At 63.3% G+C, this 23,553-nt stretch carries 20 protein-coding genes, 2 pseudogenes and 2 riboswitches; of the genes and pseudogenes, 10 read left to right on the forward strand and 12 right to left on the reverse strand.

Annotation, left to right across the window (positions count from 1 at the left end):
- Nucleotides 1-33: 33 nt before the first annotated feature.
- Nucleotides 34-969, reverse strand: coding sequence for a LysR substrate-binding domain-containing protein (locus IFT99_RS24220; protein ID WP_192135646.1), 936 nt, complete (start codon nucleotides 967-969; stop codon nucleotides 34-36).
- Nucleotides 970-1,142: 173 nt separating this feature from the next.
- On the opposite strand from IFT99_RS24220, the gene IFT99_RS24225 reads away from it, so the two are divergent.
- Genes IFT99_RS24225 through IFT99_RS24235 form a run of 3 tightly spaced genes read left to right on the forward strand, consistent with a single transcriptional unit; the run spans nucleotide 1,143 to nucleotide 4,200 of the window.
- Nucleotides 1,143-3,407, forward strand: a complete 2,265-nt coding sequence (locus tag IFT99_RS24225; RefSeq protein WP_274605161.1) for a heavy metal translocating P-type ATPase — start codon at nucleotides 1,143-1,145, stop codon at nucleotides 3,405-3,407.
- Nucleotides 3,404-3,811 (forward strand): Cu(I)-responsive transcriptional regulator, encoded by a 408-nt coding sequence (gene cueR / locus IFT99_RS24230; RefSeq protein ID WP_065991439.1) that lies wholly within the window; start codon nucleotides 3,404-3,406, stop codon nucleotides 3,809-3,811. The genes IFT99_RS24225 and cueR overlap by 4 nt, the downstream gene beginning before the upstream one ends.
- Before the next feature lie 44 nt (nucleotides 3,812-3,855).
- Entirely contained in the window at nucleotides 3,856-4,200 is a 345-nt protein-coding gene (locus IFT99_RS24235; protein ID WP_192135650.1) for an MmcQ/YjbR family DNA-binding protein, read from the forward strand.
- A gap of 30 nt (nucleotides 4,201-4,230) precedes the next feature.
- On the opposite strand, the gene IFT99_RS24240 is transcribed toward IFT99_RS24235, so the two are convergent.
- On the reverse strand, nucleotides 4,231-4,674 hold the full coding sequence (locus tag IFT99_RS24240) for a DUF1294 domain-containing protein (protein WP_192135652.1): 444 nt from the start codon (nucleotides 4,672-4,674) through the stop codon (nucleotides 4,231-4,233).
- 7 nt (nucleotides 4,675-4,681) lie between these two features.
- Nucleotides 4,682-5,512, reverse strand: coding sequence for an undecaprenyl-diphosphate phosphatase (locus tag IFT99_RS24245; RefSeq protein WP_192135736.1), 831 nt, complete (start codon nucleotides 5,510-5,512; stop codon nucleotides 4,682-4,684).
- Nucleotides 5,513-5,870: 358 nt separating this feature from the next.
- Here IFT99_RS24245 and pnuC point away from each other — a divergent pair, with 358 nt between their 5' ends.
- On the forward strand, nucleotides 5,871-6,434 hold the full coding sequence (pnuC, locus tag IFT99_RS24250) for a nicotinamide riboside transporter PnuC (RefSeq protein WP_192135654.1): 564 nt from the start codon (nucleotides 5,871-5,873) through the stop codon (nucleotides 6,432-6,434).
- 5 nt (nucleotides 6,435-6,439) lie between these two features.
- Nucleotides 6,440-6,964, forward strand: coding sequence for an AAA family ATPase (locus IFT99_RS24255; protein WP_192135656.1), 525 nt, complete (start codon nucleotides 6,440-6,442; stop codon nucleotides 6,962-6,964).
- Between the two features lie 51 nt (nucleotides 6,965-7,015).
- Here IFT99_RS24255 and IFT99_RS24260 read toward each other — a convergent pair.
- Both IFT99_RS24260 and IFT99_RS26990 read right to left on the reverse strand, forming a co-directional pair.
- Nucleotides 7,016-7,927: pseudogene (locus tag IFT99_RS24260) on the reverse strand (sigma 54-interacting transcriptional regulator); the annotation flags it as partial.
- 69 nt (nucleotides 7,928-7,996) lie between these two features.
- Nucleotides 7,997-8,368: pseudogene (locus IFT99_RS26990) on the reverse strand (VpsR-related response regulator); the annotation flags it as partial.
- A gap of 388 nt (nucleotides 8,369-8,756) precedes the next feature.
- Between IFT99_RS26990 and IFT99_RS24265 the strand changes: the two are divergent.
- Nucleotides 8,757-9,023, forward strand: coding sequence for a hypothetical protein (locus IFT99_RS24265; protein ID WP_065991433.1), 267 nt, complete (start codon nucleotides 8,757-8,759; stop codon nucleotides 9,021-9,023).
- 21 nt (nucleotides 9,024-9,044) lie between these two features.
- On the opposite strand, the gene IFT99_RS24270 is transcribed toward IFT99_RS24265, so the two are convergent.
- The 4 genes from IFT99_RS24270 to cobW all read right to left on the reverse strand — a co-directional run bounded on the left by IFT99_RS24270 (nucleotide 9,045) and on the right by cobW (nucleotide 15,694).
- Nucleotides 9,045-9,671 carry a vWA domain-containing protein gene (locus IFT99_RS24270; protein WP_192135738.1) on the reverse strand — a complete coding sequence of 209 codons (627 nt, stop codon included), beginning with the start codon at nucleotides 9,669-9,671 and terminating at the stop codon, nucleotides 9,045-9,047.
- 53 nt (nucleotides 9,672-9,724) lie between these two features.
- Nucleotides 9,725-10,765: an ATP-binding protein gene (locus IFT99_RS24275; protein ID WP_192135661.1), complete on the reverse strand. Its 1,041-nt coding sequence runs from the start codon at nucleotides 10,763-10,765 to the stop codon at nucleotides 9,725-9,727.
- Between the two features lie 88 nt (nucleotides 10,766-10,853).
- Nucleotides 10,854-14,618 carry a cobaltochelatase subunit CobN gene (gene cobN / locus IFT99_RS24280; protein WP_192135663.1) on the reverse strand — a complete coding sequence of 1,255 codons (3,765 nt, stop codon included), beginning with the start codon at nucleotides 14,616-14,618 and terminating at the stop codon, nucleotides 10,854-10,856.
- A 2-nt stretch (nucleotides 14,619-14,620) separates the two neighbouring features.
- The gene (gene cobW / locus IFT99_RS24285) at nucleotides 14,621-15,694 is read right to left on the reverse strand and encodes a cobalamin biosynthesis protein CobW (protein WP_065991429.1); all 1,074 of its coding nucleotides are present in this window, start codon (nucleotides 15,692-15,694) and stop codon (nucleotides 14,621-14,623) included.
- Between the two features lie 127 nt (nucleotides 15,695-15,821).
- Nucleotides 15,822-16,046: riboswitch (cobalamin riboswitch) on the reverse strand.
- A 125-nt stretch (nucleotides 16,047-16,171) separates the two neighbouring features.
- Nucleotides 16,172-16,404: riboswitch (cobalamin riboswitch) on the forward strand.
- A 97-nt stretch (nucleotides 16,405-16,501) separates the two neighbouring features.
- Between cobW and IFT99_RS24290 the strand changes: the two genes are divergently transcribed.
- The 4 genes from IFT99_RS24290 to cobM all read left to right on the forward strand — a co-directional run bounded on the left by IFT99_RS24290 (nucleotide 16,502) and on the right by cobM (nucleotide 19,144).
- On the forward strand, nucleotides 16,502-16,711 hold the full coding sequence (locus tag IFT99_RS24290; protein WP_192135665.1) for a CbtB domain-containing protein: 210 nt from the start codon (nucleotides 16,502-16,504) through the stop codon (nucleotides 16,709-16,711).
- Between the two features lie 11 nt (nucleotides 16,712-16,722).
- Nucleotides 16,723-17,442, forward strand: coding sequence for a CbtA family protein (locus IFT99_RS24295; RefSeq protein ID WP_192135666.1), 720 nt, complete (start codon nucleotides 16,723-16,725; stop codon nucleotides 17,440-17,442).
- 2 nt (nucleotides 17,443-17,444) lie between these two features.
- On the forward strand, nucleotides 17,445-17,879 hold the full coding sequence (locus tag IFT99_RS24300; RefSeq protein WP_065991729.1) for a cobalamin biosynthesis protein: 435 nt from the start codon (nucleotides 17,445-17,447) through the stop codon (nucleotides 17,877-17,879).
- Nucleotides 17,880-18,397: 518 nt separating this feature from the next.
- Nucleotides 18,398-19,144 (forward strand): precorrin-4 C(11)-methyltransferase, encoded by a 747-nt coding sequence (gene cobM / locus IFT99_RS24305; RefSeq protein ID WP_192135668.1) that lies wholly within the window; start codon nucleotides 18,398-18,400, stop codon nucleotides 19,142-19,144.
- A 79-nt stretch (nucleotides 19,145-19,223) separates the two neighbouring features.
- On the opposite strand, the gene nfuA is transcribed toward cobM, so the two are convergent.
- The 3 genes from nfuA to IFT99_RS24320 all read right to left on the reverse strand — a co-directional run bounded on the left by nfuA (nucleotide 19,224) and on the right by IFT99_RS24320 (nucleotide 23,474).
- On the reverse strand, nucleotides 19,224-19,817 hold the full coding sequence (nfuA, locus tag IFT99_RS24310; RefSeq protein WP_065991425.1) for a Fe-S biogenesis protein NfuA: 594 nt from the start codon (nucleotides 19,815-19,817) through the stop codon (nucleotides 19,224-19,226).
- Between the two features lie 105 nt (nucleotides 19,818-19,922).
- Complete coding sequence (locus tag IFT99_RS24315; protein WP_065991424.1) at nucleotides 19,923-20,942, reverse strand: acyltransferase family protein; 1,020 nt, start codon at nucleotides 20,940-20,942, stop codon at nucleotides 19,923-19,925.
- Between the two features lie 231 nt (nucleotides 20,943-21,173).
- A complete protein-coding gene (locus tag IFT99_RS24320) occupies nucleotides 21,174-23,474 on the reverse strand; it encodes a fatty acid cis/trans isomerase (protein WP_192135670.1) in 2,301 nt (766 codons plus the stop codon).
- Between the last annotated feature and the right edge of the window lie 79 nt (nucleotides 23,475-23,553).

Here is a 23,553-nt window from a genome sequence, read left to right on the forward strand (position 1 = left end):
TTTACGGTGAAGCGCTGTAAATAAATCAGTCCCCTACAGCTTGCCGGCCAACTCACACGCCTCCCGATCCGCCTTCGCATTCAACCCAAACTCCTCCGCCAGCAAATCCACCAACCCCCGCACCGACGGCAACAACCCCCGGCGAGACGGAAACACCGCATGAATCAACCCGCTTGGCGGCCGAAACCCCGGCAACAACTCAACCAGCCGCCCCTCATGCAACGAATGCCGAACCATAATCTCCGGCATCTGCACCACCCCCACCCCCTCCACCGCCGCCCGGTGCAACGCATCCAGATCCGACGACACAAAGCGTGGCTGATGAGCAACCTCAATCCGCTCACCACCCGGCCCGATCAACGCCCAACGGTGCTCACGGTTTGCCGGCGCCAGATCCATACTCGGCAGCCCCACCAACTCCTGCGGCGTTCGAACCACCTTACCCTCCAGCAGCGACGGACGAACCACCAACCGCTGATGGCTTTCGCCCAACACCTTCATCACCAGATTCTCGTCCTCCAGCGGCGGAAAACGCACCCTCAGCGCGATGTCATAGCCCTCCCCCAACACATCCACCCGTCGGTTCGTGCTCTCCACCTGAACCTGCACTTTCGGGTGCAGCACCATAAACTTGACGATCGTGTCGCTCACCCCCATCGCACCCAGCGCCGGTGGGCAACTGATGCGCACGATGCCCTGGGGTTCGGACCTCGACTGCTCGACCACCTTCTCCGCCGCATCGGCCTCCACCAGCATCGCCACGCAATGACGGTAGTAATCCAGCCCCACCTCGGTCACCGTGAACTTGCGCGTGGTGCGCTGGATCAGACGTACCCCGAGCCGATCTTCCAGTTGAGCGATGCGGCGGCTGAGCTTGGTCTTCGGTACGTCGATCTTGCGCGCGGCGGCGGCGAACCCCTTGTTCTCGACCACCTGCACGAAGTAGTACAAATCGTTGAAGTCGTACACGGTATGCCGCTCGCCTGGCCGAAAGGGTCCGCGATTGTCGCAGGTTGCAAATGGGCTGTCCTGCGCGGCGGCGGACAAACGATCCGGCCAGAAAAACATCCGTTACGCACCTTGACCTTGCCAGAAGGGCAAGGTTGATCCTTACTGGCAATCGACTTACCGGAGTGTCCACGATGCCCAGTCCCGCAACATTCGATCTGCCTATCGCCGGCATGACCTGCGCCAGTTGCGCAGGCCGGGTCGAGCGCGCGTTGCGCAAAGTGCCCGGCGTCCAGGTCGCCACGGTCAACCTCGCCAACGAACGCGCCTACGTCGAAGTCAGCGGGCAGATCGACCCCGCCGTGCTGGTGGCGGCCGTCGACAAGGCTGGCTACAGCGCCAGCCTCGAACAGGATTCAGCCGTTCAGCAGGCCGACCAGCGCCAACGCCACAACACCGAGCGCTGGCAACTGATACTCGCCATTGTCCTGGCGCTGCCGCTGGTGGTGCCAATGCTGCTGCAGCCGTTCGGCGGCCACGGGATGCTGCCGGCGTGGTTGCAGTTTGCCCTGGCCACCCCCGTACAATTCCTCCTCGGCGCGCGCTTTTACGTCGCCGCCTGGAAAGCCGTGCGCGCCGGTTCCGGCAACATGGACTTGCTGGTCGCGCTGGGCACCAGTGCCGGATATGGGCTGAGCATCTACCAATGGCTGAGCGCTGCGCCCGGGACGATGCCGCACCTGTATTTCGAGGCGTCGGCGGTGGTGATCGCACTGGTCCTCCTCGGCAAATACCTCGAAAGCAGCGCCAAGCGCCAGACCGCCAGCGCAATTCGGGCGCTGGAGGGGTTACGCCCTGAACGCGCGATCAAGCGGGTGGACGGCCAGGAAATGGAGGTCGCCATCAGCACACTGAGCATCGGCGATCAGGTGGTAGTAAAACCCGGCGAGCGCTTCCCGGTGGATGGCGAGGTGATCGAAGGCCAGAGCCACGCCGACGAAGCCCTGATCAGCGGCGAGAGCCTGCCGGTCCCCAAGCAACCCGGCGACAGGGTCACCGGTGGCGCGATCAATGGCGAGGGCCGCCTGCTGATCAGCACTCAGGCGCTGGGCGCAGAAACCGTGCTGGCGCGCATCATCCGTCTGGTGGAAGACGCGCAGTCAGCCAAGGCGCCGATCCAGAAACTGGTCGACAAGGTCAGCCAGGTGTTCGTGCCGGTGGTCCTGCTGATTGCCCTGGCGACGCTGGTCGGCTGGCTGATGGCCAGCGCGTCGCTGGAGGCCGCGGTGATCAACGCCGCCACCGTGCTGGTCATCGCCTGCCCCTGTGCCCTCGGGCTGGCCACGCCGACTGCGATCATGGCCGGCACCGGCGTGGCCGCCCGCCACGGCATTTTGATCAAGGACGCCGAAGCCCTTGAACGCGCCCATGAAGTCACCACGGTGGTCTTCGACAAGACCGGCACGCTGACCTCCGGCGCGCCGCGCATTGCCCACATGGCCGCCCTCGACGGTGATGAAAACGGCCTGCTGCAACTGGCCGGTGCGCTGCAGCGTGGCAGCGAACACCCGTTGGCCAAAGCGGTGCTGGACGTGACCACAGAACGCGGCCTGAACCTGGGGGACGTCAGCAACAGCCGCGCGCTGGCCGGACGCGGTATCGCCGGCACCCTGGACAGCCGCGAACTGGCGCTGGGCAATCAGCGCCTGCTGCAAGAAAGCGGCTTGCTGCAAGAAAGCAACTTGACCGGGGTCGACCTGTACGGGCGGGCTCAGGCCTGGGAAGCCGAAGGCCGCACGCTGTCCTGGCTGATCGAACTGAGCCCGCAGCGTCAGGTGCTCGGCTTGTTTGCCTTCGGCGACACGCTCAAGACCGGCGCCGTTGAGGCCATCGCGCAACTGACCGCCCGGCACATCAGCAGTCACCTGCTGACGGGAGACAATCTTGGCAGCGCCAGGGTCGTCGCGCAGGCGCTGGGCATCAACGACGTGCACGCCGAAATACTGCCCGCCGACAAAGCCGCCACCGTCGTGGCCCTGAAAAAAACCGGCGTGGTGGCGATGGTCGGTGACGGCATCAACGACGCCCCTGCCCTGGCCGCTGCCGACATCGGCATCGCCATGGGCGGCGGCACGGACGTGGCCATGCACGCCGCCGGCATCACCCTGATGCGCGGCGACCCGCGGTTGATCCCGGCCGCGCTGGACATCAGCCGCAAGACCTACGCAAAGATCCGGCAAAACCTCTTCTGGGCCTTCGTCTATAACCTGATCGGCATTCCGCTGGCCGCGTTCGGTCTACTCAATCCGGTCCTGGCAGGTGCAGCCATGGCCTTGTCCAGCGTCAGCGTGGTGAGCAACGCCCTGCTGTTGAAAACCTGGACACCCAAAGACCAAGCCAACGACGAACCTATAGACGCCCCCAACTACAAGCCCAACGACACGGGAGACGCTTCATGAACATCGGACAAGCCGCCAAACGCAGCGGCCTCAGCGCCAAGATGATTCGCTACTACGAATCCATCGGCCTGCTCCCTGCCGCTGCCCGCACCGACAGCGGCTATCGCTTGTACGGCCCGGACGAGCTGCACACCCTGGCGTTCATCAAACGCTCGCGGGATCTGGGGTTTTCCCTGGAAGCGGTCGGCAAACTGCTGACCCTGTGGCAAGACCGCGGCCGTGCCAGTGCCGACGTCAAGGCGCTGGCCCACCAGCACATCGCCGAACTCAATCAGAAAATCGAGGAATTGGCCGGGCTGCGTGACACCCTGCAGAACCTGGTCAGCCACTGCCAGGGCGATCGCCGCCCGGACTGTCCGATTCTGGCGGACCTGGCGTCGAATGGAGGTCGCGCCCATGGGTAACCCACGCACTCGTATACCCCTAACCGCCCTTCAGGAACATGCCGATGCAGATTGAAGACGTCGCCGCGTTCTGCCTGAATCTTCCCGGCGCGCGGGAGGATTACAAATGGGGCGGCGTCAGGGTCTTCTCCATCGCCGACACCAAGATGTTCGCGGTGATGGGCCTGGCCGGGAACGACCTGTCGTTCAAGGTCGGCGCCGAGCTGTTCCTCGGCTACGTCGACCGTCCGGGCGTGCGCCCTGCGCCTTACCTGGCCCGCGCCCACTGGATCACCCTGACCTACCCGTTCGCCATGGGCGAAGACGAGCTAAAGGAAGCGCTGATCCGCTCCCACCAGTTAGTAGTCGGCAAGCTGTCGAAGCGCCGCCAGGTGGCGTTGAAACTGTAAACGGGTCCATCCAGCGTTTCTGCAAGCCATTCAATACAAGTGGCGCGAAATCAGGCGACCGCCGAACAGCAGCCGGTCGATCCAGAACAATTCGTGCAGCAGCACAATCAACCAGAACACCAGCTGGTACGAAAACTTGCGGGTCTTGTGGCGGAACACTTGCTGGGCCAGCAGCGCACCCGGCCACCCGCCCAGCAGTTCGCTCACGTGCAGCAGCTTTTCCGGCGTCCGCTGGCTGCCGCGCTGGGCCTGCTTCTTGTCCCAGCCGTAAAACCCAAAGGCGACAACGCTCATCAGCCCGTAGATCGCCGCCGGCAGCCAGCTGCCACCGCGGGTCCAGTAGGTGACGACGCCGTAGACCGGCAAGCCGCACAGCAACAGCATCGCCAGCAGCTTGAGTTTCAGAAAGCGCACGGCGACAGGCTTCGCTGCGGCCGAGCGCCCCGGGTGTTGCGATTCGGAACGTTGAGTCATCGGAAGATCAGCCCTGCACACTGGACCAGTCGACCCAGCCGAATTGCCAGGTCGCGAGAATCAGCAGACCGAAGGCGATGCGGTACCAGGCGAACACGTCGTAGCTGTGGGTGGCAATGAACTTGAGCAGGCCGCGAACGGCGATCATGGCGAAGATGAACGCGGCGATGAAGCCAATGGCGAACACCGGCAGATCATCGGGCTGGAACAGGTGGCGGTATTTGTACCCCGAGTACACCGAAGCCGCGATCATGGTTGGCATCGCCAGAAAGAACGAAAACTCGGTGGCGGTCTTGCGTGACAGGCCGAACAGCAGCCCGCCGATGATGGTCGAGCCCGATCGCGAAGTACCCGGAATCATCGCCAGGCATTGCGCGAAGCCGACCTTCAACGCATCCACCCAGGTCATCTCATCCACGGTTTCGGCGTGAATCACATGCCCGCGGCGCTCGGCCCAGAGCATGATGAAGCCGCCGACCACCAGTGCAACGGCCACTGTGATCGGGTTGAACAGGTATTCGTGGATCAGATCGGAAAACAGCACCCCTAGGACCATGGCCGGCAGCACGCCGACGATGAGGTTGGCGGTGAAACGCCGGGCTTCGGGCCGGGTCGGCAGCCCGGTGACCACGTCGAGAATCTTGCGACGAAACTCCCACATCACCGCCAGGATTGCCCCCAACTGAATAATGATATTGAACGCCATCGCCCGCTCGCCGCCAAAACGGATCAGGTCCGCAACGATGATCTGATGACCCGTGCTGGAAATCGGCAAAAACTCCGTCAGCCCTTCTACAACCCCAAGTATCAGCGCCTGTGCAGCGGTCCAAAGATCCATCATTCCCCCGGCTGGAACCTGCTCATGGCACGGCTCTCTTGATATGTATTACAAACTGTTGCGCGAACGATAAACGGTCAAACGTAAAAAAAGCATGAACGTTACAGCGCTCTGCCTCGGGCATGAGCGCGGCGATGCTAGCAGACCTTTCTGACGAACGCGCTAGCATGAATACTGGCGCGAAGGCTTTGACGTTTACCCCATCGTCGTTACATTGCCTCTATGAACCCGACGTGCTGCCCGGGCTGTTTTTCTACTGCCTTTTCAGACGCTTCCGACGCATCATCGCGTCCCACCTCGGGCGATAAAGCGCCTACAATCGCCGACCCGTTTTTCCACCGTATTTTCAGGAGTTGCCATGTCAGGGCTTGAGCTGTTCGCCGCTGCACTCGGTGTCATTGCCGTCTGGCTGACAGTCAAACAGAACCCGTTGTGCTGGCCGATCGGTCTGGTCATGGTGTTGCTCTACACCTGGATCTTCTTCGACGTGAAGCTCTACTCCGACATGCTGTTGCAGGTGGTGTACGCCGTGCTGCAGCTGTATGGCTGGTGGCAGTGGACCCGCCGTGGCGCGGCGGACAACGGCCGCATCGTCACCTCGCTGGGCAGCGGCAGCCTGTTGCTCAGCCTGGTCGCCGGCGCCGTGGTCAGCGTTGTCCTTGGCGCGGCCATGGCCCATTTCACCGACGCCGCGCAACCCTGGCTCGACGCCACACTGACCGGTTACAGCCTGGTCGCGCAGGTCTGGATGGCGCAAAAGCGGGTGCAGTGCTGGCCGCTGTGGATCCTGCTCGACGTGATCTTCGTGGGCCTGTTTCTCTATAAAGCGCTGTACCTCACCGCGGGTCTGTACGCGCTGTTCACCCTGCTCGCCGTGCAGGGCTGGCGCGACTGGCGCGCCGACCCCGCGCTGGCGCGTTGACCGGGATGAAAGTGCTGGTACTCACAGGGCCCGAATCCAGCGGCAAGAGCTGGCTGGCGGAAGAGATTCAGCGGCAGTTCGGCGGCGTACGGGTGGGCGAATACGTGCGGCAGTTCATTGATGAGGTACAGCGGGACACCTGCTACGCCGACATCGACGTCATTGCCCGGGAACAACTGGCCCGTGAGGACGCCGCGCGGTCGCTTAAACCGTCACTGCTGATCCTCGACACCCATTTGCTCAGCAACGTCCTCTGGAGCCGTGCGCTGTTCAACGACTGCCCGGCGTGGATCGAAACCGCCCTCGCCGAGCGCCACTACGATCTGCACCTGCTGCTGTCCCCGGAGGGGGTCGAATGGGTCGGCGACGGTCAGCGTTGCCAGCCAGACCTGGCCGAGCGCCAGGCATTCTTCGAGGCCAGCCGGCAATGGCTGGTGGCCCACGGGCAGCCTTTCGAGGTGATTGGCGAGAGCTGGAGCCACCGCAGTGAGCAAGCACTGCAGCGGGTCAGCCAACTGATCAATGACTGAGAGCCTGCACGCCGGAGGTGAACGCCGGCGGCTGCATCGCGCAAGGCCTGATCAACGAATCTGATGCTTGTGCAGCAGGCGATAGAACGTTGGCCGAGAAATACCGAGCACTTTGGCGGCCACGCTGAGGTTGTCGCTGTGACGGGTCAACACATCACACAGCGCTTGCCGTTCCGCCCGGGACTTGTACTCATCCAGAGTGGCCATGCTGGTGCTGATCTCTTCTTCGCCCAGCAGCCCCAGGTCGAACGCTTCGATCTGCCGCCCTTCCGCCAGCACCAGCCCGCGACGCACCCGGTTCTCCAACTCCCGCACGTTGCCGGGCCAGTCGTGCTTGCCCATGGCAACCAGCGCGTCCTGACTGAAGTTGCGTGCCCGCCGGCCGGTTTCCCGGCTGTAGAACTGGGCGAAGTGATTGGCCAGCAACGCCAGATCACCGTGCCGCTCGCGCAACGGCGCAGTGCCGACCTGCAACACGTTGAGCCGGTAATACAGGTCTTCGCGAAACCGCTTCATGCGAATCGCCGCTTCCAGATCGACATGGGTCGCCGCCAGCACGCGCACATCCACCGGGACACGCTCCCCCGCCACTTCAATGTGCCGATCCTGCAGGAACCGCAGCACATTCGCCTGGACCTCCAGGGGCAAATCGCCGACCTCGTCGAGAAACAGGGTGCCGCCATTGGCCTCTTCAATGCGCCCCGTCCTGCGCTGGCGTGTTGCGTCTCCCGCGTCAGCGGTGCCGAACAACTCTTCCTGCAGCCATTGCTCCGACATCGCCCCGCAGTTGACCGAAATGAAGGGTTGATCGCGGCGCTGGGACTGAGCATGCAGCGTGCGTGCGATCAACTCCTTGCCCGTCCCGCCTTCGCCACGGATCAGCACCGGTGATTCGGTGGGCGCCAGCTTGCTCAGCAATCGGCGCAACTCGCGCATCGGCCGGCTTTCCCCCAGCAATTGCTGGCCAGGGTTCTCTCCAAAGGGGGCGCCTTTGCCATAACCGCCACCGCCGGCAACGCTGGCGCCTTTGGCACGCAGCCGCGCCATGCCGTAGGCGCGCCCCAGCGTGATCTGCACGCGGGCGACGTCGAAGGGCAAGGTATGGAAATCGAAGAACCACTCACAGACAAAATCACCGATGTGCTCGCGGCGCAGGTCCTCGCTGGTCAGCACGGCGATCCATTCGGTGTTGCTTCGAGAGATAAGGGACTTGACCACTTCAGGGTGTTCGAAATGCTCGGGCAGCAGGCGGATGAGGCCAACGTCACAGGGACGCAACGCGGCCTCTTCAAGGGTGCAGCTGTCAACATCCCACCCGGCAATGCGCAGGCCGGGGACCAGTTGCAGACATTCCTCGCACGGTTCGACGATCAGCAGGCGGCGTATGGAGGCCAGATCATGCATGTGAGTTTCCTTGGCGCCGGGGTCGCGTAGTGATCCATGGAGAAAACATTCTTATAAACAGTGCCTTGTGAAGGCCGATTGACACCATAGCAAGGTTTCTGACGCCCCCTTGGATCGATTCTGTATAAGCCTAAGATCGAAACGTGCTTAGCGTTTACGTACACCATCAAGCGCGCTTGGCAGTGAAGAACCTGGCCTCGCAGGAGTTTGGCTCAGGCGCGGCAAGGAAGCGCGGCAAAAGTGCCGCTTAAAATAAATCAAGAAATTTCAAAATGGGTGTGACTCAGCCCTGGGGGACGGTCATCAGTACAAGTAGCAACACCAGACGCCACCGAGCGAAACGCCCGCCGCCGGTGCACAACGTACACGGGCACTTTGAGGACAGTCCATGAACGCCCCCTTGCGCTTCAACGATGCTTTGCTGATTGCCGGTCACGCCTTTGAACCCTTCCAGTGCGTGGCCTGGGCCCCACAGGATGGCAACGGCGAACTGAGCCTCACCGTCATCGATCGCACCAGCACCCGCATTGGCCGCAAGCAGATCCCCAGCAGCGCCTATTCCGATCCGAAGCAACTGGCGCAGTTTCTCGAACAGGCCCGGGCTGAAATCAGCGGCGAAGGCTACAGCCTCGAGCCGTGGACCATGCCCGCCTGAGACCCGAACGACGACGTGCGCTCAGCACTCGTCGATGTGGCGGTAGTCAGCGTTGAGTTGCACGGCGATGTCCCGGGCGCGGCCCAGCCGTATGGGCCCACGCTCGATGTCGATCAGCAGCACGGGGCCGCTGAACACGGGAAGCGGCTGCGCCGGTCGTGTTGATAGCGCCGGTATGTCCTTGACCCGCCCGTCCGTGAGAATCAGCACCCGTTGCTGTTCCGCCGGGCAGCGCTTGTGCCGTTTTGCGGACCAGTCAGCCGCCTGATTGATCGCATCCCACAGCGGCGTGCCGCCTCCAGCGCCCAATGCATCGAGCCACGGCTGCAACCCGGCGCTGGCTTTCAGGCCCTGATGCTGCCAGCGCGCGCCGGTGCCGCTGGCGGTGAGCAAGGCCAGTCTGGCGCGCTGCCGATACGCATCATCGAACAACCCCGCCAACAAACCCTTTGCCTGACTCAACGCGTGATTGCGCCGGGTCGATGCCGACGCGTCGACGATCACCAGCCAGAGCTGCTCCGGCCGGCGACTGCGGGGCTGATGCACCAGATCGCTGCGAACCCGGGGGCGCCCACGGAGCAAGGTGGGCAGCCAGGCAATCGCGCCTTCTGCACCCGCGCGGGCCGCGCCGTTTCGGCCGCCGCCCAGTGCACCCGGTCGAGGGCTGGCATTCGCCCCCTTCGACAACCGGGGGCGAATGCCTAGGGCTTTTTTGGCCAGTGGGGCACTTCTTTGCGGTGACCCGTCTGCACGGTGCGGGCAGGCAACTCACCCCAACTGCCCTCGCCTGTTTCCGGCGATTCAGGTTGCCGCGGAGCACCGTCATCGGGTTTCGGCGGGGTTTGTTGTGATGGCGCAGGCGGCTGGGATTGCGGTTGTTGGGGCGGTTGCGGTTCGCGACGACGGTGACGCAGTGCAAAGTCGGCGACGGCGTCGATGTCCGCCTCGGCGATATGCGCAGCGCCACGCCAGGCAGCATGGGCACGGGCCGCGCGCAACCAGACCAGGTCCGCCCGCATACCGTCGACCCCGGCGGCAAAGCAGCGCTCGGTGATCAGGCCCAGACTGGCATCATCCAGTTCAATGCTCGGCAACAGCCCCCGCGCGCTTTCACAACGGGTCTGCAACGCCAGCTGTTGCGGGGCCCATTGCTGACAGAAGGCTTCGGGCGCGGCGTCGAAATCCAGCCGACGGCGAATGATCTGCCCGCGCTGTTGCGGCATTGTCTGCCCGCTCAACGCCACGTTCAGGCCGAAACGGTCAAGCAACTGCGGGCGCAGTTCGCCTTCTTCCGGGTTCATGGTGCCGATCAGCACAAAGCGCGCCGCGTGGCGATGGGAAATGCCATCGCGCTCCACCAGATTGACCCCGCTGGCGGCGACGTCCAGCAGCAAGTCGACCAAGTGGTCCGGAAGCAGGTTGACTTCATCGACGTACAGCACGCCGCCGTCCGCCTTGGCCAGGACCCCCGGGGAGAACGCCGCGCGGCCCTCGCCCAACGCGGCGTCAAGGTCCAGCGTGCCGACCAGGCGTTCTTCCGTAGCGCCCAGGGGCAGTGTGACGAACTGACCGCTGGCCAGTAAATCCGCGAGCCCTCGGGCCAGGGTCGATTTGGCCATGCCCCGCGGGCCCTCGATCAGCACGCCACCGATTTTCGGGTCGATGGCGGTCAGGCACAGGGCGAGCTTCAGGTCATCGGCACCGACGACGGCGGCCAGGGGGAAATGAGGGGTGTCGGTCATGTTCGATTCTCGTCAAGCCGCGGGGCAGTCATGTGGTTCAAGCCGGTCACGCGCCTTTGCAGACTGCCCGGCAGGCGCTCTTCCAGGGTCATGACTCTTCGATGTCCAGCAACAGGTTCTCCAGCGCTTCGCGGTACTCGCCCGGTTCCTGCCACAAGCCGCGCTGCTGCGCTTCGAGCATGCGCTCGGTCATGTCCCGCAACGCGTCAGGGTTGTGCTGCTGGATGAAATCGCGGGTCGAGGCGTCCAGCAGATAGGCATCGGCCAGCAGCGCATATTGGTGATCGTCGATCAGCTCGGTGGTGGCGTCGAAGGCGAACAGGAAATCCACCGTCGCCGCCATCTCGAACGCGCCCTTGTAGCCGTGGCGTTTGACCCCTTCGATCCACTTTGGATTGGCCGCCCGCGAGCGCACCACCCGGTTGAGTTCTTCCTTGAGCGTGCGGATCTTCGGCAGATCGGGCTGGCTGTGGTCGCCGTGGTAACTGGCGACTTTTGCGCCGGACAGGCTTTCCACCGCCGCCAGCATGCCACCCTGGAACTGGTAGTAATCGTTGGAATCGAGCAGGTCGTGTTCGCGGTTGTCCTGATTCTGCAGCACCGCCTGGACCTGGCTGAGCCGCTTGGCAAAACCGTCACGGGCGGGCGTGCCTTCGTCGCTGCCGCCGTAGGCGTAGCCGCCCCAGTTCAGGTAAACCTCGGCAAGGTCTTCGCGGCTCTGCCACAAGCGTCCGTCGATAGCGTTCTGCACCCCCGCGCCATACGCTCCCGGCTTGGCGCCGAAGACGCGCCAGCCGGCCTGCTTCGCCGCTTGCTCGGCATCCAGGCCGTCGCGCAGCAATTGCTCGCGCTCCTGGCGCACGCGGGCGGCCAGCGGGTTCATGTCATCGGGCTCGTCCAGTGCTGCAACGGCCTGCACCGCCGCATCGAACAAGCGGATGAGGTTGGCGAACGCATCACGAAAGAACCCGGAAACCCGCAGGGTCACGTCAACCCGAGGCCGATCAAGCAGGCTCAGGGGCAGGATTTCGAAATCATCGACGCGCTGACTGCCCGTCGCCCACACCGGCCGCACGCCCATCAGGGCCATGGCCTGGGCGATGTCGTCACCGCCAGTGCGCATGGTTGCCGTGCCCCAGACCGACAGCCCAAGCTGACGTAAATAATCACCATGGTCCTGTAAGTGCCTCTCCAGCAACAGATTGGCTGACTGGAAGCCAATGCGCCAGGCGGTCATGGTCGGCAGGTTACGGACGTCGACAGAGAAGAAATTGCGCCCGGTGGGCAGCACGTCCAGCCGGCCACGACTGGGGGCGCCGCTCGGGCCGGCGGGGACAAAGCGTCCGCTCAGCGCGCCAAGGAGGTTGGCCATCTCGGCCGGACCGCACGCGTCAAGGCGCGGAATCACTACCTCATGCAAAGACTCAACAACCTGCGACAAGCCTTTGTTTTCAAAGCTATTGATCACCTCGACTCCAGCGGCAACCTGCTCAATCATCTGCGCAGCCAGCAGCTCCAGTCGCTCGCGGGTGTCACCCGTGGTACGCCAGGGTTCAGCGCTGACCTCATGTAATACCTGAGGTTTATCGCCGGTCCACGGCGCGCCGAGGTCACAGTCCAGCGGGTCGAAATCCAGCCCCAGCGCCTGACTCAAGGCGCGCAACAGGCTCGCCTGACCGCCGCGACCATCACCGCGAGGCACGCGCACCATCGCCAGCAGCGTGTCGATGCGCAGCCGGCCCGTGGGCGACTCGCCAAACACGTGCAGCCCATCGCGGATCTGCGATTCCTTCAGGTCACACAGATAGGTGTCCAGACGCGGCAGCCACACGGCGGCGTCTTCGTCGCTATTGGCATCCCCGTCCATCGACAGTTCGCGGTCGATATGGGTCTCGCGCACCAGCCTGAGAATATCTTTCTGCAGCTCACGGGCACGGCGCGGATCGAGCAGTTGCGCTTCGTAATATTCGTCTGCCAGCAGTTCAAGGTCGCGCAACGGACCGTAGGTTTCGGCGCGGGTCAGCGGCGGCATCAAGTGATCGATGATCACCGCCTGGGTGCGGCGCTTGGCCTGGGCGCCCTCGCCCGGATCGTTGACGATGAACGGGTAGATATTTGGCATCGGGCCGAGGATCGCATCCGGCCAGCAGTGCTCGGACAGACCGACGCCTTTGCCCGGCAGCCACTCCAGATTGCCGTGCTTGCCGACATGGATGACGGCGTGGGCGCCATAGCGTTTGCGCAGCCAGAAGTAGAACGCCAGGTAACCGTGGGGCGGCACCAGGTCGGGGTCGTGATACACCGCGCTGTGGTCCACGTTGTAGCCCCGCGCCGGTTGAATCCCGACGAAGGTCATGCCGAAACGCAAGCCGGCAATCATCATCCGCCCGTCGCGGCACATGGGATCGGTGTCAGGAGCGCCCCATCGCGCGATGACCGCATCGCGATTGGCCTCGGGCAATGCCTGAAACGCGGCCAGGTACTCGTCCATGGCCATGCTCTGGTGGCAAGGCCGCTGATCGAGGCTGTCCGGGTCATTGGTGACGCCGCCGAGCAAGGCATGAATCAGCGCTGTGCCCGATTCAGGCAGACCCTCGACCGGGTAACCCTCGGCCTGCATGGCGTTGAGGATGTTCAGCGCGGCGGCCGGCGTGTCGAGGCCGACGCCATTGCCAATGCGCCCGTCGCGTGTCGGGTAGTTGGCGAGAATCAGCGCCACACGCTTGTCAGTGTTGGCCGTACGGGCCAGCAGCACCCAGCGCCGGGCCAGTTCGGCGACGAAATCCATGCGTCCCGGCTGGGCGCGGTAGCAAACCACGTCGGACTGGCTGCGCTCGCTGTGCCAGGCCAGGTCCTTGAAGCTGATCGGCCGGCTGATGATGCGCCCGTCCAGTTCCGGCAACGCGATGTGCATGGCCAGATCCCGGGAGCCCAAGCCCTGTGCGCTGGCCTGCCAGGTCGGTTCGTTGTCCTGGGCGCAAATGGCCTGAATGACCGGGATATCCCGGCGAAACGGCCGCACGTCCGGCGCTTCCGGACTGGATTGAGCAAAGCCGGTGGTGTTGAGAATGACCTCGCAATCCACCTCATCGAGCCAGTCCTGCAGCGCGGTCATGCAACCGGCTTCCTTGAGGCTGGCGACCGCAATCGGCAACGGGTTCAAGCCCTGGGCCGACAAGCGCTCGCAGAACACATCAATGAAACCGGTGTTCGCCGCTTGCAGGTGGGAGCGATAGAACAGCACCGCAGCCACCGGCTGATCCGCGCGCCAGTCGGCCTGCCAGCGGGCCAGGTCGGCGTTGGGGTTCTGCGGGTGATAAATCACGGTGCGCGGCAGGGTTTGCGGCTCGGCCCAGGGATAGTCACCGCCCAGCCAGCGCGTGGCGATGAAGCTGAACAGCGATAGAGCGTTGTGCTTGCCGCCCTGGCGCAGGTAGTGCCAGAGCCGCTCGCGGTCTTCGGCGGATTCGGTGCTCAGGCCGCTCAGCTCGGGGTCCGGCCGATCACAGCCGGGCACCAGAATCAGCTTGACGCCTTTGGCCGCCAGTTCCACCAGCCGCTCGACGCCGTAACGCCAATAGCCGATGCCGCCGTGCAGGGAAATCAGGATGACTTTGGCGTGGCGAAGCACTTCGTCGACGTACAAATCCACCGAGGCATGGTTCTGCACCTGCATCGGATTGGCCAGGCGCAGGCTCGGGTAATCGTCCGGCAGTTGCTGCGCGACTTCAGCCAGCAACGCCAGGTTTGAGTCGGCGCTGCACAGGATCACCAGCTCGGCGGGCGTCTGGCCCAGGTCAGCGATGCTGTCGTCGGGAACGAAGCCGCCGGGCTGTGTACGCAGCAGGTGCATGGTTAGCCTTTGATCGCGGAAACGGCAGCGCGCAATTGCGCTTCAAGAACGCCCGCGTCCAGTTCCTGGCCGATCAGCACCAAGTGGGTTTCGCGGGTTTCGTCTGACTTCCAGGCGCGGTCGAAATGCTTGTCGAACCGGGTGCCGACGCCTTGCACCAGCAGGCGCATGGGTTTGCCGGGAATGGCGGCGAAGCCTTTGACCCGCAAGATGCCGTGCTGGACGACGGCCTGGGTCAGCGCGTCGAGCAACAGCGATTCATCGGCCTGGGGCAGCGTGATGGAGATCGAGTCGAAGGCGTCGTGGTCGTGATCATCCGGATCGTCGCCTTCGTGGTGATCGTGGTGGGTCTTGCGGCCATCGATGTGCAGCTCGGACTCAGCGCCCAGGCCCAGCAGCACACTGATCGGCAGCTGGCCCCGGTTCGCTTCGACGATCTTCACCGCTGGCGGCAGTTCTTCGGCGACTTCAGCGCGGACGGCGGCCAGTGCGTCCGCGTCGAGCATGTCGGCCTTGTTCAGCACGACGAGGTCGGCGCTTGCCAGTTGGTCGGCGAACAGCTCATGCAACGGCGATTCGTGGTCCAGGTTCGGGTCGAGTTTGCGCTGGGCGTCGACCTGATCCGGGAACGCAGCAAAGGTGCCGGCGACCACGGCTGGGCTGTCGACCACGGTGATCACGGCGTCGACGGTGCAGGCGTTGCGGATTTCCGGCCACTGGAAGGCTTGCACCAGCGGCTTCGGCAGGGCCAGGCCCGAGGTTTCGATGAGGATGTGATCGAGGTCGCCGCGACGGGCGACCAGTTCCTGCATCACCGGGAAGAACTCTTCTTGAACGGTGCAGCACAGGCAGCCGTTGGCCAGTTCGTACACGCGACCGACGGCTTCTTCTTCCGAGCAGCCGATGGTGCATTGCTTGAGGATGTCGCCGTCGATGCCCAGCTCGCCGAACTCATTGACGATGACGGCAATGCGTCGGCCTTCGGCGTTGTCGAGCATGTGCCGCAGCAAGGTGGTTTTGCCCGAGCCGAGAAAGCCGGTGACGATGGTGACGGGGAGTTTGGCCAGTGTTTTCATCGGTTGCCCTCAGGCATGCGGCGGGGCAACGAGGACGAAAACAGCGCAGGCCGGCAGAAACAGGCGCGCGGTTCGATTCGCCACCGGATCACCCCGCCCGGTTGTAGTGGAATTCCTCGGCCGCTCGCAGGCGGTCCGATTCGAGGCAGGTCTCCTGGCTCACGGCGGCCGGTCGCTGACAGGCATCGTCAGGCGACTGGCATTCATTGCGCCTTCCCGCTCGCGCAGTGGCTGTGCAATGAAGCGGTCCGTTTACAGTTGCGGGGGCAGCTGCGGCGTGAAACCGCATTCCCTTCTTAGCGCCGGTGGCTTTCATAAAAGCGGCCAGCGAACCTCAAGTGCGCAAGGCTACGCAGTGACCGCAGGCCGGTCAATCGCGCCGTTGCAATGATTGCCGCGCCAATTGACGCACCGATCACTGCATCGATTGACTTGCCGACTGACGGGTCGATTGACGCGCCAAACAGCCCGTGGTCTCCTACACACCTTGTTACGGGTGCCCTTCACAGGGTGAAACGGGAAACCGGTGCGTGCAGACCTTCGGGTGTGCATCAGTCCGGTGCTGCCCCCGCAACGGTAAGCGAGTGAAGAGTCAGATCCACTGTGTCCACAGCGATATGGGAAGGCGATTCTTGAAGGCGCGACGGCTGTGAAGGCTGTTACATGTGCCCCTCGTGAGCCCGGAGACCGGCCCGACAACGTTACATAACAACCCGCGGTGGGCGGGCGCTGTTGAGCACTGCCGGAATTGGCCTGCGGTGTCTTCGCGCCTTTCCGTCCGCTGAATCCACATCAGAGGGAAGCGCCATGTCCACCAGCACACCCCGCCAGACGTCCGGCACCACCACACACACCACGACGGCCGTTGCGAGCACGCAAAGCCAGCGCCTTGTCGCCGCCGTCAGCGCGATGTTTCTCGGTGTGTTTCTGGTGTACTTCGCCGGCTTCTCCCACATCGATGCGGTGCATAACGCGGCACACGACACCCGTCACAGCTCCGCCTTCCCTTGCCATTGAGACCCGCCGCCATGTTCAAGCGAATCGCGCAAACGGCCGGGTTCACCGGACTGCTGGCCGCCCTGTTGTTGACGTTGCTGCAGAGCTTCTCGGTGGCGCCGCTTATTCTGCAGGCGGAGACCTACGAGAAGGCGCCCGCCGTCGAGATGCATGAGCACGCCGACGACGCCATGGCGGCTCATGTCCATAACGAAGAAGCCTGGGAGCCGGAAGATGGCTGGCAGCGCGTGCTGTCCACCACCGGCGGCAATCTGGTGGTCGCGGTCGGTTTCGCCTTGATGCTGGCGGCGCTGTACACCCTGCGCACGCCGGCAAGTACGCGCGAAGGGGTGCTGTGGGGATTGGCCGGTTATGCGGTGTTTGTGCTGGCGCCGACCCTCGGTCTGCCGCCCGAGCTGCCCGGCACCGTCGCGGCGGACCTGACCCAACGACAGATCTGGTGGGTCGGCACCGCTGCGTCCACGGCTGCGGGCCTGGCGCTGATGGTATTTGCCAGACACTGGCTGCTGAAGGTCATGGGCGCGGTGATTCTGGTGGTGCCGCACATGGTCGGCGCGCCGCAACCGGCGGTCCATTCGGCACTGGCGCCGGAAGCCCTTGAAGCGCAGTTCAAGATTGCGTCGCTGCTGACCAATGCCGCGTTCTGGATCGCCCTGGGCTGGATCAGCGCCTGGCTGTTTCGTCGCAGTGAAACGCCTGCGGCGCACACGGGTTTGAACCCCGCGCTTTGACCGTGAATGACTCGTGCGACCGACCGCTGTGGGTGGTCGGCCTGGGCTGCCAGCGCGGATGCTCGGCGCTGGAGCTTCGGCAACTGATAGAGGATGGTTTGCGGGAGTGTCAGCTGGCCCCGGCGGACATTGCTGCCCTGGCGTCGATTGATGGCAAAGCCGATGAAGCGGGGTTGCTGGAACTGGGTCATGGGCTGGGCCTGACGGTCGGGTTCTTCAGCGCAGGTGACCTGGCGGCTTACGAGGATCAGCTCAGCCATCGATCCGAGATCGCTTTTGAACGCACGGGCTGCTACGGCGTGGCGGAAAGCGCCGCGTTGGCCATGGTGACGCGGTTGACCGGCTCGCCAGCGACATTGGTCATCCCCCGCCGAAAAAGCCCCCACGCGACATTTGCATTGGCAACCGCAACCGGCAGGGCGAGCGCAACCTCTTAGGACCGGCTCAAATTGTAGGACCGGCTTCAGCCGAGAAAGCGTCAAGCGTCACACTGCAAATATGAGGGTGTACATGCAGGCCCCTTTCCGGCTGAAGCCGGTCCCACGGACACACCGCGTACCCTCGTAGGACCGGCTTCAGCCGGGAAAGCGTCAAGCGTCACACTGCAAATATGAGGGTGTACATGCAGGCCCCTTCCCGGCTAAAGCCGGTCCCACGGACACACCGCGTACCCTCGTAGGACCGGCTTCAGCCGGGAAAGCGTCAAGCGTCACACTGCAAATATGAGGGTGTACATGCAGGCCCCTTCCCGGCTAAAGCCGGTCCCACGGACACACCGCGGACCCTCGTAGGACCGGCTTCAGCCGGGAAAGCGTCAAGCGTCACGCTGCAAATATGAGGGTGTACATGCAGGCCCCTTACCGGCTAAAGCCGGTCCTACAGAAGTAGGCCGCGTGCATTCAGCGACAAGCATCCGGCGAACCATCGTTCAAATGAATTCCAATCAGGACACCCCATGACCGTTTTTTTCATCGGCGCCGGCCCCGGCGATCCAGACCTGATCACTGTCAAAGGCCAGCGGCTGATCCGCTCCTGCCCGGTTATTATCTACGCCGGCTCGCTGGTGCCTGAGGCGGTGCTGGAGGGGCATCAGGCGATTCAGGTGACCAACAGCGCTTCACTGCACCTGGAGCAGATCATCGAGCTGATGAAATCCGCTCATGCACAAGGCCATGACGTAGCGCGGGTTCATTCCGGCGATCCGAGTCTCTATGGCGCGATCGGCGAGCAAATCCGTTGCCTGCGCGCGCTGCAGATCCCCTTCGAAATCATCCCCGGCGTCACCGCCACCGCTGCGTGCGCCGCGCTGTTGGGCACCGAGCTGACGCTGCCGGACATTTCCCAGAGCGTGATCCTGACCCGCTACGCCGACAAAACCGACATGCCCGAAGGCGAAAGTCTCGGCGATCTGGCGCGGCATCAAGCGACCATGGCGATTCATCTGGGGGTCAATAACCTGGGCAAGATCGTCGCCGAGCTGACACCGCACTATGGCGCGGACTGCCCCATTGCCGTGGTGCATCGCGCCAGTTGGCCGGACCAGGACTGGGTCACTGGCACACTGGCGAACATCGAGGAAAAGGTGCGGATCAAGGGATTCCGCCGCACCGCGCTGATTCTGGTAGGCAGAGTGCTGGGCAACGACGTGTTCAGCGAATCCTCGCTGTATCGCGCCGGCCACGCCCATGTGTTCAGGCCTTAGCCTGCGCCCGTCACGCTTACCGAGCGCCCATAAAAAAGCCCCGAACGCGTCGGGGCCTTGCCTGCAACACAATCACTTCTCAGTAATACGCGTTTTCTTTCTGGGTGTGGTCGGTCACGTCACGCACACCGGTCAGCTCGGGGATGCGCTCCAGCAGCGTGCGCTCGATGCCTTCCTTCAGCGTCACGTCCGCCTGACCACAACCCTGGCAACCACCGCCGAACTGAAGAATGGCGACGTTCGCCTCCTCCTCTTCAACAACCTCGATCAAGGTGACCTGCCCACCATGACTGGCGAGACCCGGGTTGATCTCGGTTTGCAGGTAGTAATTGATGCGTTCGTTGATCGGGCTGTCGGCGTTGACCATCGGCACTTTGGCGTTAGGCGCCTTGATGGTCAGCTGGCCGCCCATGCGATCGGTGGCGTAATCGACAACGGCGTCGTCCAGAAACGCTTCGCTGAACGCGTCGATCCAGGCGGTGAAGCTTTTCAGGCCGATGGCCGTGTCTTCGGGTTTTTCTTCGCCTGGCTTGCAGTAGGCAATGCAGGTTTCAGCGTATTGGGTGCCAGGCTGGGTAATAAACACGCGGATGCCGATGCCGGGCGTGTTCTGCTTTTCCAGCAGATCGGCCAGGTAATCGTGGGCGGCATCGGTAATCGTAATAGCGGTCATGAAAATTCCTCGCAGACGTGGGGCGCAGTTTACGCCAATCAACTGCGCCTGACAAAGCCCTAGTGTTTTAGTCGGGTAAGTGACCCGACCGCTACCCAGTGTCTGTCAGGACAGCGCCGCCTCCTTGCTTGCCCGTCTCTGGTCCAGCCAGCCTTTCATGCGGCGGTACAAGCCCTTCTCGATCCATTCATAACTGAGCCACGCGCCGAGCGCGATGACCGGTACGCACACCGCAAACACCAGATACGGGTTCAGGCCGTAACGCTCACTGACCAGCCATCCCGCATACAGCACCAGCACGTGGAGCAAGTACACCGAATACGAGCAGTCGCCCATGGTCTTGAGCAGGCGATAGTTGCGCAGATAGGGTTCGAGGGAGATGCAGGCGACCACGATCACCGCGCTCGGCAGACCCCAGTTGATGATGCGCGGCGCCGGTTGCAGATGGTCGATGGTGAACAGCGCAGCGCCAATGGCCAGCAACGGCAGCCACAACCGCTCACTGATCCAGCCCCGGCGATACATCACACCCACGAAAATGCCGAGCAGGAACTCATAGACGATGTCATTGGCGTAGAACCGGCTGACCAGCCCCGAACGACCCAGCACGTCGGTGATGGCAAACAGCGCCGCTGCGAGAATCAACGGGCGCAGACGCTGTTGGAACAGGAACACCATCGAGAACAGCACGTAGAACAGCATTTCGTAGTTAAGCGTCCAGCCCACGTTGAGGGTGGGATAGAGGCCGTAGCCGCCCGGGTTTTCCGAGGGGATGAACAACAGCGACAGCACAAAGCTTTGCCAGTCGACCACCTGGTGGGGCAGCAGCGGCTGAGCGACAACCACCAGCAGGCCCATCACCAGGGTGTACAGCCAATACGCCGGGACGATGCGAATGACACGGTTGAGCATGAAGCGGCCGGCGGGAATGTCCTTGTCTACGGTTGACAGGTAGATGACCAGACCGCTGATGACGAAAAAAATGTCGACGCCAACGGCGCCTTTTTCAGTGAAAAAACGGCCGACCGGCCCACTCGGATGGAAGTCGAAAAATATCTGCATGAAGTGGTGACACACAACAGCCCACGCGGCGAGTGCCCGCAGGGCCTGAACCGAAATCAACATCTGCAACCTCTTGCTTCGTCTGGATTGACCTTCGCTGCCACGCCCGAAAAGGCAAGGTGTCGAAGAGCGACTCCCAAGGTCGGACTTCATAAGTTGCGAAAAGGTTCGGCGTCACTGACGGGCTGCATAATGGCTGCGCGCCATGTATTACAAGGGTTTCTCTGTTTGAAGCAGCATCAGCGGGGCCAACGCTTAGTGTGAAGATTTTCTGCAGGGCGGCTCTCGGGCGGCTCAGAGATTCTCGTAGCGATTCATGTCCAAGACACCCGCCTCGCGCGGCTCGGTTTCCTGAAGGTAGCGGTCCAGGTCGTGGAAGTACGTCCAGAACAGCGGATGGCTGCGGCGCACGCCCCAGCGCTGGACGATAGCGTCGAACGCCTGCTTGTGATCGTGGGCCTGCTCCATTGCGTCAACGAACGCACCGACCTCGCTGGCCGGGACGTTGAACATGAAATTCGGGTAGCTGCTCAGCACACTCGGATAGATTGTCAGCGTGTCCAGACCGGGCTGGTAGCGGTAATCCTCGCCCATCAGAAAGGCGACGTTACTGTGGGCCCGGTTGCGCAGCATGCTGTAGACGATGCGTTTGCCGCTGCCATCCTGGATCCGCAGCATCGTCGCTTCCGGCAACTGGTGAATGACCTTTAGCCCCGCCGCCGGCCGCGACGTCAGCCGGCTCAATGTCTGCTCCACCTCGCTGAACACCGGGTCCAGTCCCTCACGCGAACAGTAGGCGCCGTCGCAGCGATTGATCGGGTCCGGCGTCACGTTCAAGGTGCCCGCACGCTCGATCAACTTGCGCTCGAAGTCACGCTTGGGGTTGTTCTCATCGAGTGTCAGGCCGCTCGGGGTGTCATCGTCGATGGCCTGGTAATCCAGCCACATCTTTAATTTGCCGCCGTTCTGGTACCAGTCGCCGAGGATGTCATCGCGCTTGTCGGCCGGCATCAGGCGCAAGAAGTTGACCTCGGCGCCGTTGCGGATCAGGTCGAAATACAAGCGCGTCTGCACCTGATGGGAGACGTTGCCGTAGACGTCGAAATTGACCGCCAACTGGTAATAGGTGCGCTCCAGCAAGGGGTAGTCGAACAGCCAGACGCTGTTGGGCAGCGCGCCAATCAGCCCTTTGTTCACCGAGGCGCTGTCGAAGTGGCGGAAGATGGTCAGCAGCGCGTTGTCGTTGCCCGCCCACAGCGTCGCCCAACCCGGCGGGGGCATGTGCGCGTAGGCATCGCTGCGCAGGTCTTCGTACTGATTGCGCTTGTCGCGGTAGTCGTGCCACAGGGTCAGCACGCTGCCGACGTCATCGTCCTGCCCCGGCATCGCCAGCAATGGCGTGGCCTTGGCCCGGTAGGCCGCGTCGGTGATGTAACGGTCGTGGTCGGGCGCTTGAAACAGCGCCCAGAAATGATCGCGAATCACATCCGTGGCGATCTCGCCCCGACACACCGGGCCGCGAATGAACGTGCGAACGAAGTATTCGGCATTGTCCAGCATGAACTGGTAGCGCGCGTCAGCGGGGATCTGCTTGAACGTTTCGAACGGATTGGCCCGATGCTGCGGGCCATAGCCGGGCAGCTCGGTGGCGTGCCAGGTGCCGCTGTAGAACAGTTGCTTGACCCGGGCCAGCTTCTGCGGGCCCATCGGGTAGGTGATGTGGGTCTTGTGGACGATGACGCCCTGCACCGGCATCAGGCGGTAATAGAAGGTGGTGCCAGGATCGTCGTCGGGACGGCGCGTGGCGATCAGGTCAACCGGCTGGCCGCTCGGCGTGCGCGAGCGCACCCACTGGAAGAAGTGCCCCGGCTCGCCGTCGCTGAAATACACGTGGGCCAGAAACAGGTGTTCGTACAGCCAACGGCCGACCAGCGCCTCGCTCGATCCGGGGCGATTGAGCAGGCGCTCCCATTCGGTGATCTGCGCCGCTTCGCCCGTACTCGGTTGCACCGGCGTCTGCTCCACGGGTGCCCCGGCTGCCAGCCAGCGTTGCAGCGTGCTGTATTGAGCGTCGGTGAGGCCGGTCACCGCCAGCGGCATGCCCTGCCCCGGACGCGCCGTGGCATAGGCGGCAAACTCGTTGGGCAACGGGCACATGTTCTGGCGGTTCAGGCCCAGCACGATGTCATCCGGCAGCCGCGCGTTGGGCACCAATGGCGCGCTGTGCCCGAACTCGAGCATCTTTGCCATCAGCGCCGCCTGGTTGCTCTGCCCGTCCAGCACTGAATAGAAGCCTTTCTTGCGCCAGGCGTCAGCGCCCTGCGCGTCGACGAAAATCCGGGTGGGGGCGACCGCCTTGCTGCGGTCGCCTTCGTAAACCGGCACCTTCGATGCACCGCGCAGCACACCTTCGCCGCTGCCCAGGTTCAGCTGACAGGCAGCGTCGTTGCAGGCGTGGCAGGCGACGCACTTCTCGGTGAAGATCGGCTGGATATCGCGGCTGTAGGAAATAGCCGGAGACTGAAGGGGTGACTGCGCGAACGCTGCACCGCAAAACAACAAGGCCAGGGAACTGGCGAGCACGCGATGCAACATGGAACGGGCGTCCTGAAAATGAATCGCCGGGATTCTACCGTTTGGCAGTGCCGCGTAACATGAACAGAATTCATGTAAA

Source organism: Pseudomonas sp. CFBP 8772 (assembly GCF_014841665.1).
In the GTDB taxonomy this organism is placed as follows: domain Bacteria; phylum Pseudomonadota; class Gammaproteobacteria; order Pseudomonadales; family Pseudomonadaceae; genus Aquipseudomonas; species Aquipseudomonas graminis_B.